The organism is Frisingicoccus sp., from assembly GCA_016298055.1.
Taxonomy (GTDB): domain Bacteria; phylum Bacillota; class Clostridia; order Lachnospirales; family Lachnospiraceae; genus Frisingicoccus.
The window spans coordinates 1-14,246 of sequence record JAEDDO010000046.1; the positions used below are offsets into that span (position 1 = coordinate 1).

The window sequence follows — 14,246 nt, forward strand, 5'->3', positions numbered from 1 at the left end:
TAAGGATAAATAATTTTGGGAGCAATGTAGAAATTATGAGGGGAAGTTGGATTTTTCTGTCGCATTCGAGTAAAGATATCGCATATGTTCGTCAGATAAGAAATGAATTTGAAAAATATGGTCACAATCCACTTGCTTTTCATTTGAAGTGTCTGGACAGTAATACGTATGAAGGCCGTAATGAAATTTTTCAACTATTGAAAAGAGAAATTGATGCCCGGGATTGGTTTGTATTCTGTGACAGTGATAATTCAAGAAAGTCGAAGTATGTGGATTATGAGCGTGCCTATATTATGGAGTCTGGTAAGGATAAGATATGGACATTGGATTTATCAAAACCGATGGAAGAATTGAAGAAACAAATTCTACAGATTTCCAGTGACTTGTCAATCTATGTGTCATATGACCCTGTGGATAAGGCATATGCAGACAGGATTATTGAAGCACTCAGAAAGAAAGATTTTATGGTATGGACAGATGAGAATATAAAAGAAAAAGATAATGATAATTATACATACAGCATAATATATGGTGTGATTGTCATGCTTATTTCAAAGAATAGTACAGAATGCAATCAGAAAGATTTGGATTATATTTTGAATTGTTGTAATGGCGGCGAAACAATAATTCCGGTTTTTATAGGAAAACCGGCGATATCCTCTGCAGATGAAAACTGGTATCGAAGTGGCGGACGTTGCTTTGATATAAATAGTTCACCAGAAATGGCGGATTATACTCCTTTAGTTGAATTAATGGAAAGAATTGCAAGGGCACATATGAAATTTCAATTGAAATAATGGCATATTCGTACGGCAAGGACGTTGAATATGTATATGATTTGTTATAGTTTCTCTTGATTAATCAGGTATGAATATTATATAGTATTTAGTAGCAGACAAAGGTGTCGAATGATCCTTTGTCTGCTTTTTGTGTATAAGGAGATGATAAAATATGTTGCCAATAGTAGGTGTGATACCGTTATGGGATGATGAAAAGGAAAGTATATGGATGCTGCCGGGATATATGGATGGTCTTCGTCAGGCAGGCGGCCTCCCGATCATGTTGCCGCTGACAACGGATGAGAGGGAAATTGAGCAATTGTTGGATATGGTGGATGGTGTTTTGTTTACCGGAGGGCATGACGTGTCACCGGAGATATATGGCGAAGAACCTTTGAATCATACGGTAGTGACCTGTAAGAAGCGTGATGAGATGGAAAGAATTGTATTAAATAAGGCAATGGAACGGGATAAATCAATTCTTGGAATATGCAGAGGAATTCAGTTCATAAATGCGGCATTAGGCGGTACTTTGTATCAGGATCTTCCGACACAACATCCTTCTGCCGTAGAGCATCATCAAAAGCCGCCCTACGATGTTCCGGTTCATAATGTACATATTGTAAAAAATGGGCCCTTATTTGAATTGCTAAAGAAGGAAGAACTGTCCGTGAACAGTTACCATCATCAGGCAATCAAAGAGTTGGCACCGGACCTTTGTGTTATGGCAAAGTCAACAGATGGTTTGATCGAAGCTGTATATAAACCGGACCAGAAATTTTTGTGGGCCGTCCAATGGCACCCTGAATTTTCCTATTTATCTGATCAATCAAGCAGAGAAATATTTCGTGCTTTCGTGAAATCCATATGGTATAATTGGGATAGGTAAGGGACAGGTGTCTGGGGGACAGGTTCACAGCCACCATCCGGATGGAACCTGTCCCAAAAAAGGAGAGTGATATGATGAGTTTTAAATGTTCGGTGTGCGGTTATATTTTTGATGGAGAGAAACTTCCGGAAGGATATGTATGTCCAATTTGCCATCAGACGGGTAAATTTGAGGTGTATTCGGTGGCTGATCAGAAGCAGAAAGTTGAGAATGATCAGAAGGTGATGAGTCTGGAATATGACAGCTTATTTGCAAGACAGGATGATTCCTGCCGTTATATGAAAGAGATTCATGAGATGGCTGTCAGTGGAAAATCACTTCACAGTTCTATGGGAACTCAGATGAAAATGCCGGGATGGGATGACATCCTCATTCTCGGTGCACAGTTGAATCCACCTCCATTGAATGACGGAGAAGCTGTGGATACAAAAACTGTGATTGGAAAACATGCAAAAAAACCATTAGTGATTGATAATCCTGTTTTTATTTCACACATGTCTTTTGGTGCGCTTTCGAAAGAGACAAAAATAGCTCTGGCGAAGGGCAGTGCACTGGCCGGGACAGCTATGTGCAGCGGCGAAGGTGGTATTCTTCCTGAGGAAAAGGCTGCAGCACATAAATACATATTTGAGTATGTGCCAAATCGTTATAGTGTTACGCCGGAAAATCTCAGAACTTCGGATGCAATTGAAATTAAAATCGGTCAGGGAACAAAACCGGGAATGGGAGGGCATTTGCCTGGTGATAAGGTGACACGGGAGATTGCAGCCATAAGAGGAAAAGAGATCGGAAAGGATATTCAGAGTCCGTCTAAATTCCCGGATATTCAGACAAAAGAAGATTTGAAGGAACTTGTTTTTATGCTTCGTGAGGCATCTGAGGGCCGTCCTGTCGGCATTAAGATTGCAGCGGGAAGGATAGAAAAAGATCTGGAATACTGCGTTTTTGCCGAGCCTGATTTCATTACTATTGATGGCCGTGGAGGAGCAACCGGTTCCAGTCCTTTCTTCCTAAGAGAGTCAACCAGCGTTCCTACAATATATGCTTTATATCGGGCAAGAAAATATCTGGATTCTGTGGGATCAGATATCGATTTGATTATCACAGGAGGGCTTCGGGTATCATCAGATTTTGCAAAAGCGATTGCTATGGGAGCAGATGCTATTGCTGTGGCTTCAGCAGCTTTGATGGCGGCAGCCTGTCAGCAGTACCGGATCTGTGGAACGGGAATGTGTCCTGCTGGTATTGCAACTCAGGATCCATCTTTGCGTGCAAGGCTGAAAGGTGATGTTGCGGCACAGAGAGTTGCCAATTATTTGAACGTTTCCCTTGAGGAACTCAAAACCTTTGCGCGGATTACGGGACATTCGAATCTCCATGATTTATCAGTAGATGATCTTGTAACTATAAATCGGGAAATTTCAGAATATACGAATATACCGCATGCATAAAACTCTGGGGGTGTCTGGTGGCTACGAACCCGTCCCCCCAGACACCCGAACCCGTCCTCTGGACACTCTAGGGGATTCATGATAAGATTAGGATAACATAAATGAAGAAGGACAGACGGTGATGAAAAAGGGTAAATTATATGGAGTCGGTGTCGGACCGGGAGACAGGGAATTGATCACATTAAAGGCCTTGAGAGTGCTTCGGGAGTCGGAGGTCATTATGGTTCCTGTGATGAGGAGCGGTGAGAAGACGGCTTTCGGTATTGTCGAGGAATATATTGATGGAAAAGAGATCGTGGAATGCAGAATGCCGATGACGAAGAATCTGAAGGTGTTGAAAGAAAATTATGAAGCCATTTGCGATAAAGTGTCAGGATACCTTGATCAGGGGAAGAATGCGGCATTTATTACGCTGGGAGATCCTACGGTTTACTCGTCTTATATGCAGGTCAACGAGCTTATGATGAAACGGGGATATGAGACGGAGATCATTCCGGGAATCACATCTTTTTGTGCAGCGGCAGCAAGGCTGAATATGTCTTTGTGTGAAAGGGATGAGACGCTGACGATTCTTCCTTCTTCCTATGAGAATGTGAGAGAGGGGCTTCATACACAGGGAACAAAGGTGCTTATGAAGGCAAATCGGGCGATTCTTGAAGTGCGTGATATTTTGCGGGAGGAAGGAATGATAGATAAGGCAGTCATGGTAGAGTGCTGCGGAATGGAAAATGAAAAGATTTATAAAGATTTGAATGAACTTGATGACAGTACAAGCTACTTTTCGATAATTATTGTAAAGGATTAAAGGAGTTTTACTATGGGATATCAACTGAAGATAACAATAAAAAACAGTCGTCCTCCGATTTGGAGAAGGATCATTGTTCCGGAGCACATTACCTTTGCTGATTTGGATAATATTATAGAAGCTGCTTTCGGCTGGACACATGATCATATGTTTGCTTTTGAATTTGGAAACAGGGAAGCGGAATTTATCGGAACACCTTTTGGGAGTGATGAGGATACCGCAGATGCATGCATTGATCCATGGATGGAAGAAGGAAGAAGTTTCAGCTATGTTTATGATTTTGGTGATGACTGGGTGCATACGGTCAAGGTAGAGAAGATTGTGCCATATGAAGAGCGATATCCTCAGGTGACAAAATATAAAGGTCCGAATATGATTGAGGATTGCGGCGGCATATGGGGCTTTTATGAGTATATTGATGAGGCAGAGCCTTTTGATATGGAGGCTGTAAATGAGAAGTTTCAGACATGGAATCTGGTTGAGACTTATCCGGAAGCGGACGATGACTGGATGGCCGATGATGATGAATATAGAGAAGCTATGGAAATGTTTGGAAAGTTATTATCAGGTCTTACAGGTGAGGATGAGGAAAGCCGAAAAGAGATCGAAGGCTTGATGGAAGCTATGAAGATTCATGAAGATGGTCTTCGGGAAACATTGCCGCCTCTTTCGAGTCTGGAAGATGTATTTATGTGCTATAAAAAGGAAGACTTGAAATATATCGCCAGAATGCATGGATTTACCGGATACAATAAGTTTAAAAAGAATGAGCTTGCCCAGTGGTTAAAAAATCATTTGCTTGAAACCGTATTTATGAAGGAAACACTTCTGAAGGCATCCGAGGAAGAATTAAACTTGTTTGAAGAAGCGATAAAAGAAAATGGTATCTGTATGAATGAGGATATCATCAGCCGGTATTTTCTGCTTGGAACCTATGGGGGGTACAATTCGGAAATGGGATTTTATCGTGTTCCTGTTGATGTACAGGAAAAATATGAAAAGATCTGTACGCCCGAGTTTAAAAAGGAATGTGCCATCGGACATAGATTTCTGGTCTATTGTGATTCAGCCGTCTTTTTATATGGTGTGATTCCGGTGGAAAAATTTGTGGAAATTTATAATTCCTATGAAAATACCGATATGGATATAAAAGAGGCAGGACAGCGTATAAAAGAACTGATCGACAGGGGTGCGCCTTATGCTTTGCGTGAAGGTCTCCTTATGGATGAAGACCTTTTGGAAGAAGATCTCTTTCGTTTTATTATGAAAATTCAGGAACCTTTTTCCTACTACATCCCGGAAGATAAGGAGGAGTTTATCAAATACGGACAAACCGAGAGTCAGGCACCGGATGAGAAGACACAGTTTTTCATGGAATATCTTCATAAAAAATTCCATAAAAAATCACCTGAGGATATGATGATTTTCATGCAGATTCAGGATGGCATCCGAATGAATGCGGATGTTGAGGAGTTGATTGAGGCATTAGCTCGCTGGGGTTGTAAAATTTCTTCGCAGAAACAGATACTGGAGGCTGAGAAACAGATTTTAAGATTGTCCAATTATATAAGAAAATGGGATTATAAAGGCCATACCGCTGAGGAAACAAGGCAAAAAGATAAGAAGATTATTCAATTTCCGGGTGGACGGAAAATCTATCCAAATGATGCCTGCCCGTGCGGAAGCGGAAAGAAGTATAAACACTGCTGCGGAAAAAATAAATAGCAAAATATTGCATTTTGCGACTGTCAAGGTTATACTGAAACCACATATGTGGAGGGTATAAAGTCATGCATGTAACCGAAAAATTAATTCGACCACTGACGGAAGCGAAATATTTAAATGCGGATAATGTTGACCGGTATCGGAGCATTATGCGCATTTTTTTTGAAAATTATGAGAAGTTAAAATATTGGATGTATCAGGAAGAAGTCTATGCAGAGATGATACAGGATCCCTATTTTTCCGAATACAGGATGGATCAGTGCCAGCAGGATCTGGCGGCTCTGACGGAATGGAAGAACCTTGTGGCGATTCAGGATACGAGAAAGGTATCTTCGATTGAAGAATTTAAGAATAAAAAGTTTCGTTATCAGATGTCTGAATATAGCGTGGAGATTGAACGTCTTGTTCTTCGCCTGGAAAATCTGCTGATCGAGGGAGCTTCTCTGGAACCCTCTCTTTTGGAGCGGATCCGGCATAGTATCGAACAGTTTCCGGAAATGGGCGAAAAGGACAGAGATGTTGTATATACATGGTGGAAAGATCTGAATACGGATTTTATCCGTCTGAATCAAAATTATCAGGACTATATCCGGGATCTGAACAGTGTAAAAGCGGAAGAGATGATGCGGACGAAGGAATTTCTTGTGTTTAAGGATAAACTGATTGAGTATTTGAGAAATTTTATTAAGGGTCTTCAGAGAAATGTGGGAGTGATCGAAGAAAATCTCCGGGCAATTGACCAAGATCTTCTGAATAGGATATTTGAAAAGGTCATTGCCTATGAATTAGCTATTCCGAGAGTGGAAACAGAAGTGTCCTATGAGATGATCGAGGAAAAGACAAGGGGCCGTTATCAGAGCATTTACAGTTGGTTTGTCTCAGAAAACGGTAAAGAAAATGAGGCGGGAAAATTATTTGATGCGACAAATGAGATCATACGGCGTATTACCCGCTATGCGGCCCAACTGAGTGAGAAAAATGCCCTCGGTGCCAACAGGCGGGAGGAATACCGTAAAGTAGCCGAAATGTTTATGAAATGCGATGATATTTCGGAAGCACATAAAATGTCAGCGATGGTATTCGGACTTGAAAGGCCGATTCATTTAAAAGGTGACAGGCCGAGAGAGACGGAGAGTATGAATAAAAGTGTGTATGAGGAATCTGCTTTGGAGTTTGTATTAAAACCTAGAATACGAAGTTATCATGAGCGGTCGAGACGAAGTGCAATCAGAGAAAATTCAACAGAAAAAGAAGCGACACGCAAACAGATGATTGAACAGATCAGGCAGGATAAAAAGAAGATCGAGGCTCTTGAAAAGGATGGGAGAATTGATTTTGCCTGCCTTCCGGTCATTGATTCCAGGGTACGGGAGATTTTGCTTAAGTGGCTGTCAGATGCGCTGGAAGATGGTGATTATTCGGCACGTACAGATGATGGCAGACAATATGTGCTGGATATGTCGGGAGCGAAGGAACAGTGTGTGGTTCACTGTGAGGATGGAAATTTTACGATGCCGAAGTTAGCTATTGTATTTCAGGAAGGATAAGAATATGAAGGAACTGGAGATTTTGCTGGACAGGCGATGGATATTAAAATCAGAAGATAAAGAACTTTATTATAAAGTCCGTGATTCAATCGGGGAGATCCGGCGTTTTGCGACAGAGAAGATGGGATGCCAGATTATTGAAAATTCTCTTTTGGTAAAGATGGAAAAAATACCGGCTATTCCTCAAGCCTTTATGGGCATTGAGGATTTTACGTCACGGGAAGAGTACGTTTTTTTGTGCATGCTTCTCATGTTTCTGGAGGATAAAGACGGGGAGGAACAGTTTATTCTTTCCCAGCTGACCGAATATATTGAGGCGAATATGCCGGGGACACCGGTGGACTGGACTATTTATACCAATCGCCGGCGTATGGTGAAGGTGCTTCGTTATGCGGCATCTCAGGGACTTATTAAAGTTACGGACGGAAGTGACGATCTGTTTATGGATGAAAAATCGGGAGAAGTGCTCTATGAAAATACGGGAGCTTCCCGGTATTTTATGCGGAATTTTTCAAGGGACATTATGGATTACACAAGTCCGGAAGACTTCAGGGAGAGCGACTGGTTTGATGTGGATGAAGATCGGGGAATTGCCAGACGTCATCGAGTATATAAGCGGCTGTTATTTTCTGTGGGAATGTACAAGAACGCAGGACCGGAGGAGGATTTTGAGTATCTGAAATATTACGGACGAAGATTGGCTGAAGATCTGGAACAAAATTTCGACTGTCAGGTCCATATTCATAAAGGCAGTGCATTTTTTATGATGGGCGATGACTGTCGTATGGGTTCTGCCTTTCCGGGAAATAATGCACTGTCCGATATTATTTTATTATGCTGCGGGAAGATTCGTGAAAAAGTGACCGGCGGTTTGTGGAAAACCGGAAGTGATGACAGGATTATTGTGGAAAAGATTGAATTTGAGAACATGCTTAAAGAAGTGAAGGCGGAGAAAGGTTCCGGATTCACTAAAAATTACAGAGAGATGCCGGAGGGAGAATTTGTCCGTGAATTGACGGAGAGCCTTGAACGATGGACTTTTATACAGTGTGATGAAAACCAACATCAGGTAGAGATATATCCGTCAGCCGGCAAAATGGCCGGATGTTATCCGGAGGATTACACAGGAGGAAATAAGAATGAACAGTAGATGGCAGGCAAATAAAATCGGATTGATCAATTTCTGGTATTACGATGAACAGGAATTTCCTTTTGTAAAAGGACGAATGCTGCTCAGAGGTTCGAACGGTTCGGGAAAATCTGTCACAATGCAGAGTGTGGTACCGCTTCTTCTTGATGGTAATATGAGTCCGGAACGTCTGGATCCTTTTGGTTCAAGAGACAGAAAAATGAGCAGTTACCTTCTGGAGGAGGATGACGGAAGGGATGAACGCACCGGATATCTTTATCTGGAATTTAAGCGCAGTGAAAGTGATACCTATTTGACCATCGGTATGGGAATCCGTGCAAGACGGGGAAAACCTCTCGATAAATGGTATTTTGGTCTGTCAGACGGACGACGGATCGGAAAGGACTTTTTTCTTTATAAAGAGACGGACGAGAAAGTGACCCTTTCAAGAAAGGAACTTGAAAATCGTATCCAGGGCGGAGGGCAGGTATTTGACCGTCAGGCAGAGTATATGGATTATGTGAACCGGCAGATTTTCGGATTTGAGACGGTGGAAGAATATAAAGAAATGATTGACCTTTTGATTCAGCTTCGTACACCGAAGCTTTCAAAGGACTTTAAACCGTCGGTTATCAATGATATTTTAAGTGATTCACTTCAGCCATTATCTGATGAGGATCTTCGACCAATGTCGGAAGCCATTGAAAATATGGATACAATGAATATGAATCTGAAAGCCCGTCAGGAAGGAAAACAGGCGGCGGAAAAGATTTTCCGGGTTCTTGATAAATATAACCGGCTTGTTCTTTTTGAGAAGGCGGATCATTATACGGAAAACAGGAAAAGACTGACAGCACTGGAGAAGGAGGAAAAAGAAAGACAGGAACTTATTTGTACATGTGAGAACCGGGTGGAGGAGCTGGAAAAAATAAAGTCCGATCTGGATGCAAAAAAAGATGCGATGGAGAAGGAAAAAGATTCTCTGAGCAAGAGTGATGCGGTTGGACTGAAAGCCAGAGAAATCGAGCTGGGTGAGCGGATCGCTGAGAAGGAAGCTGTGCTTAAGACGAAGGAAGATCAGCTTAAGGCAAAGCAGGATATGTATATTGAGGTCAAAGAAAAACAAAAGGCAGAGTTGGATAAGGAATATCAGAAGGAAAAAGAGCTTACAGAATTGTTGGAAGAGATGCAGGACGAGGCGGATGATATGGCCTTTGAGGAACATGCGTTTTTTAGCATGGAATTGAAAAATGAGCTGAATAAGCCTTATGCCTTTGATTCTCATGAAAAACAGTTTAAGCGCACAGGTGAGGGAATCAAAGAAGGGCTGTCTGTTTTGCGGGAGACGGACAGCCGCCAGCGGCAGGCGGAAGAACTGCTTTTGAAGCGTGAAAAACATCAGAGGGAGACGGATGGAGCAGAACGTCGTGTCAGTGAGCTGGAGAATGTTTTTGTTCAGATTCAGAATGAGTGGAAGGAAGCTCTGTATGGATGGAATGGAAATAACAGAGAATTGGTGCTGTCAAAAGAATCTTTGAAGGAGATGGCACACTTTGCGGAAAATTACGGCGAAGATTCGGATTACGGAAAGGTACGCCAGGTTATTGCGGATATCTGGATTGAAAGTAAAGGAAAGATCAATGCGGAACTTCAGAAAAACCGGATGCTTTATCAGGAGCTTCAGAATGAATATGAAGAGAAAAAGAGGGAGCTTTCAGAGTGGGAAAATCATAAAGAGCCGGAACCGCCGAGAAGTGAAGCTGTTTTAAAAAACAGAAAGCGTCTGAAGGAAATGAATATTCCTTATCTGGAATTTTATAAGGTGATTGAATTTGGACATGATCTGGATAAAAAAGCCTGTGATCGTCTGGAAGAAGCCTTGTTTTATATGGGGATCCTTGATGCACTTGTTATTGAAGAAGGTTACAGAGATCAGGTTCTTTCCATGTCGGAGGGGTGTCATGATCATTATCTGTTTATGCAGGATCATCGTGTCCAAAAGAGTATTCTGGATGTTCTCGAACTGAATGATTCGGTCAATGACATTTTCTTTAATCAGAGAATTACAAATATACTCGGAAATATCGGTTATGATGGCGAAGGTATGACGTCAATTGCTGCGGATGGAACTTATCGTCACGGTGTGATTACCGGAACGGTGACAGGAGAATACGAGGCAGGATTTCTTGGAACACGGGCAAGGGAACAGAATCGTCTGGCAAAAATTGAGGCATGCAGAGCAGCGCTGGAAGAAATTGAGATCAGTATGAAAAAACTGTCTGAAGAAAAGAAGGCGCTTGATGAGCGTATCGGACAGCTGACAAAAGAGTATGATGCGTTTCCGTCGGATGTGGATCTTCGAGAAGCTTTTCGCATGATGTCCGACGGACGTCGTGAAGCAGAGCGGATGAAGGCGGAGGGGCTTAAGATAGAAGAACAGCTCCGGGAAATGTCGGAGGCTTTAAAACAGCTTAAAAGAAAAGCTATTCAGATTGCGGATAAGCTTTATCTGAACTGCAGTTATGAAGTGTTTTTAAAGGCAGATGAAGCGTGCAGATCCTACGGTCAGCATTTTTATCAGTTGAAATCGGGGCATGAATTATATCTTCAGATTGTTTATCATTTGAGCGAATTGGAGGAACGCATGGAAAATCTGGATGCGGACATGGATCAGATTCGATATGATGCGGGAAGAACGGAGAAATCTTTAAAATCCGACCGTGAAGAGTTTATTTCCATACAGGAACAGCTCAAACTTACGGATTATGAACAAATAAGAGAGCGGCTGGACGGATGTGTGAAGTGGCTGAGGGAATATCCACAAAAACTTCAGGAATGTGTCGAAGAAAAAACACAAAAAAATGCACAAATTCATAATTTAAGGCAGCAGCTTGAGGAAAACAGAGAACGTATCCGGGAATATGACCGGAGGGATGACTATTTATGCCGATGTTATGAAGCGGAGAAAGGTCTGCTTTACGTTGACATACCGGAAGAAATTTCCAGGGATGCGGCAAAGGTGCGGGATTATCTGGAAAATGATTGTCTGACCCTTAAAAAAGAGAATGTGATCAGTGATCTGAATAAGGTTTATTTTGAAAACAGAGGTTTTTTGAATGATTATCAGCTGATACAGACCGAATTATTCGGTGAATTGGATGATATGGCCCAGCGGGGGGATCCGGGTGCAAAGCGACAGGATATTATCGCCCGGTATCAGGGGGTGAAGATTCCGTTTCATAAGCTGCTTGGGCATCTGGAGGACGAAATCCGGGATCTGGAGGAACTGATTAAAGATGGCGACAGAGAACTTTTTGAGGATATACTTGCCAATACGGTGAGCCGTAAAATCCGTGGAAAAATAAACAGTTCGAACACATGGGTAGATAAAATGAATGCGCTGATGGGCGCAATGAATACTTCCAGCGGATTAAAGCTGAGTCTCAGATGGCGAAGTAAAACGGCTGAGACGGAGGATCAGCTGGATACGCGGGAACTGGTTGAACTGCTTAAAAAGGATTACCGTGTCATGCGGGAAGATGAGGCGGCAAGACTTTCTCAGCATTTCCGGTCAAAGGTGGAGGAAGCCAGAAGAAATGCAAGAGACAGCGGCGGTATGATTTCGTTTTATCAGGTCATGAAGGATACTCTGGACTATCGAAAGTGGTTTGAATTTCAGCTTTTTTCACAGAAGAGCGGTGAACGTGTCAAAGAGCTGACAAACAGTGTATTTGGAACGTTCAGCGGTGGTGAGAAAGCAATGTCCATGTATGTTCCTCTGTTTTCTGCCGTTGTGGCCAAGTATCAGGGCGGCCGGGCAGACGCACCGCGATTGATTTCGCTTGATGAGGCATTTGCCGGAGTAGATAATAAAAATATTAGGGATATGTTCCGCCTCATGACCGAATTTCAGTTTGATTTTATTATTAATTCCCAGGTTTTGTGGGGAGACTGTGATACTTTGGATGCATTGGCAATTTATCAGCTGTTACGTCCTGAAAATGCCAAATTTGTGACAGTCATGCCATATCTATGGAATGGAAAGGCGAAGGAGATGTTGGAAAATGAAGAAAAAATGGAACAGAGAGCTTCAGAATTCGCCGGATAGAGATTGTATGGAATATTTTTGCGAGAGGCCGGTTTTTGACCGGCTTCTCCGCGGATTCCGGGAAAAATATGAATCCTACGGAAGTTTTTCGGGGACGGTTTCTCTTAGAAATCTGACATTGGATGACATTGAAGATCTGGAAGGCTTTTTTCAGAAAAATTTTCATGGGCAAAAATCTGCATCCATATCGGCATCCCGTTTCGAAAAAGCGTTAAAAAACAGTCGTTTTGGCGAAATCGGACCGAAAGATTTACTGGAATTGTATTTTCAGGAAGAAATGACAGGAAAGAAAGAGCAAAAACAGAAAGAGGCGGAGAGATGGCATCAGGCTCTCGATGAGATCAGACAATTTTATGAGAAGACACCGGCGGAGAAATGGATCGGTGAATTTTCTTCCGATTCAAAAATTACTTTTAAGGAACTCGGAAACACAATAGAAGAAAAAATAAAGAACATGCATCTTGCGGCAAAAATATTGAATGCTTTGCCCTACAGACAGAACAAATGCGAATATCTGGCTGTATTTGCAGCGGTCGTAACGGGTAATCCCCATGCTTTTGATGAGGGGACAAGGGAAGGGCAGATTTTATATAAGATGGCTCTTTGGGATGTGAAAAAACGCGGGATGGAAATTGTGCGTTCGGAAATTTTTCCTTCTATGCAAAAGCAGCAGCTTTATTTTTCAGTGGGGATTTTACGGGATGATATTTCAAATTATGCAATGGTTTCAGGCATGAATGTTCGGAAGAAGGATGGCAGTTTGCATGCCGGAATGGACGGATTTTGTCAGGAGGGCGATATGGTCCAGGTTCCTCTGAATGTTATTGCATCCTGGGAAAGAGCTGAATGTGCGGATAATGTCATGTATATTGTGGAAAATCCTTCTGTTTATGCCCTGCTCTGCCAAAAATGGAGAGGAAAAAGATCATGTATGTGCATGAACGGTCAGCCCCGGCTGAGTTCTCTTATTGTGTTGGATCTGTTGTCAAAATCAGATACAAGGATTTATTATGCCGGTGACTTTGATCCGGAAGGACTTTTGATTGCTCAAAAGCTGAAAAACTATTATCCGGGTGATTTTGAATACTGGCATATGTCGGAAGAAATGTATTTAAAAAGCCGGTCCCAGGAAGCGATTGGGGAAAAACGAATGAAAATACTGGACCGCATTACGGATAAAAATCTGATAGAGACAGCTGAGGCTATCCGGCGGTTTAAAATGGCGGGCTATCAGGAAAATATATGGTCCGTTTATCTGTAATTTTTCAGAACCGGACAAAATTTCAAAAGCAGGTGTAAAATGCCATTTTTTATCGAAAGGTATCTTTCGATGATAATTGCAGCAGCAGGCCAATGTCGATATAATAAACATAAGAAACGTTTAATTGTACTCGTTGGAAAAAACGGGATCTTAGGCCGTAAGGTATCTTATTTTTTATAATTCACAGACTTCGTTCGAAGTATTATTTTCAGAAAAAAGTTTTTGTATGGGAGAATGATATGGCTGCAATAAGTATTATCTTATGTTTATTTATTGGACTCCTGATGTATGCCTGCTGCTGTGCTTCAAAATATGGGAGCGAAGAGCTGGAGGATATGGAACAGGAAAAGTGGATCTCTGAATGGAAAAGGAATAAAAATGAAGAATCTGATTGGAAAAGTCGTTGAAAAAGTAATTAAAAAAATTAAAAAAATATGTTGACATCTGTCAAAAACCATGATATTATATCAAAGCTGTCGCGAGAGAGCACAGCAAATGAAAACAACAACTTAAAAATAAATAAAAAAGTTGTTGACAAAAGATTTTGAGTGT

At 41.8% G+C, this 14,246-nt stretch carries 10 protein-coding genes; all 10 read left to right on the forward strand.

Annotated features, from left to right (window positions below; all coding sequences use genetic code 11):
- Nucleotides 1-797 (forward strand): toll/interleukin-1 receptor domain-containing protein (locus tag QZZ35_RS05495; protein WP_291236491.1); only part of this gene is annotated, 797 nt, incomplete at its 5' end.
- 154 nt (nucleotides 798-951) lie between these two features.
- Complete coding sequence (locus tag QZZ35_RS05500) at nucleotides 952-1,668, forward strand: gamma-glutamyl-gamma-aminobutyrate hydrolase family protein (RefSeq protein ID WP_291236492.1); 717 nt, start codon at nucleotides 952-954, stop codon at nucleotides 1,666-1,668.
- A gap of 71 nt (nucleotides 1,669-1,739) precedes the next feature.
- Nucleotides 1,740-3,119, forward strand: a complete 1,380-nt coding sequence (locus QZZ35_RS05505) for an FMN-binding glutamate synthase family protein (RefSeq protein ID WP_291236493.1) — start codon at nucleotides 1,740-1,742, stop codon at nucleotides 3,117-3,119.
- 121 nt (nucleotides 3,120-3,240) lie between these two features.
- Complete coding sequence (cobI, locus tag QZZ35_RS05510; RefSeq protein WP_291236494.1) at nucleotides 3,241-3,924, forward strand: precorrin-2 C(20)-methyltransferase; 684 nt, start codon at nucleotides 3,241-3,243, stop codon at nucleotides 3,922-3,924.
- 12 nt (nucleotides 3,925-3,936) lie between these two features.
- Complete coding sequence (locus tag QZZ35_RS05515) at nucleotides 3,937-5,649, forward strand: IS1096 element passenger TnpR family protein (protein ID WP_291236495.1); 1,713 nt, start codon at nucleotides 3,937-3,939, stop codon at nucleotides 5,647-5,649.
- Nucleotides 5,650-5,714: 65 nt separating this feature from the next.
- Nucleotides 5,715-7,196: a TIGR02677 family protein gene (locus QZZ35_RS05520; protein WP_291236496.1), complete on the forward strand. Its 1,482-nt coding sequence runs from the start codon at nucleotides 5,715-5,717 to the stop codon at nucleotides 7,194-7,196.
- Nucleotides 7,197-7,200: 4 nt separating this feature from the next.
- Nucleotides 7,201-8,346 carry a TIGR02678 family protein gene (locus QZZ35_RS05525; RefSeq protein ID WP_291236497.1) on the forward strand — a complete coding sequence of 382 codons (1,146 nt, stop codon included), beginning with the start codon at nucleotides 7,201-7,203 and terminating at the stop codon, nucleotides 8,344-8,346.
- On the forward strand, nucleotides 8,336-12,433 hold the full coding sequence (locus QZZ35_RS05530; RefSeq protein WP_291236498.1) for a TIGR02680 family protein: 4,098 nt from the start codon (nucleotides 8,336-8,338) through the stop codon (nucleotides 12,431-12,433). Before QZZ35_RS05525 ends, QZZ35_RS05530 begins: the two co-directional genes overlap by 11 nt.
- Nucleotides 12,390-13,694, forward strand: a complete 1,305-nt coding sequence (locus QZZ35_RS05535; protein WP_291236499.1) for a TIGR02679 domain-containing protein — start codon at nucleotides 12,390-12,392, stop codon at nucleotides 13,692-13,694. Before QZZ35_RS05530 ends, QZZ35_RS05535 begins: the two co-directional genes overlap by 44 nt.
- Before the next feature lie 239 nt (nucleotides 13,695-13,933).
- On the forward strand, nucleotides 13,934-14,101 hold the full coding sequence (locus tag QZZ35_RS05540; RefSeq protein WP_291236500.1) for a hypothetical protein: 168 nt from the start codon (nucleotides 13,934-13,936) through the stop codon (nucleotides 14,099-14,101).
- The last annotated feature ends 145 nt before the right edge of the window (nucleotides 14,102-14,246 follow it).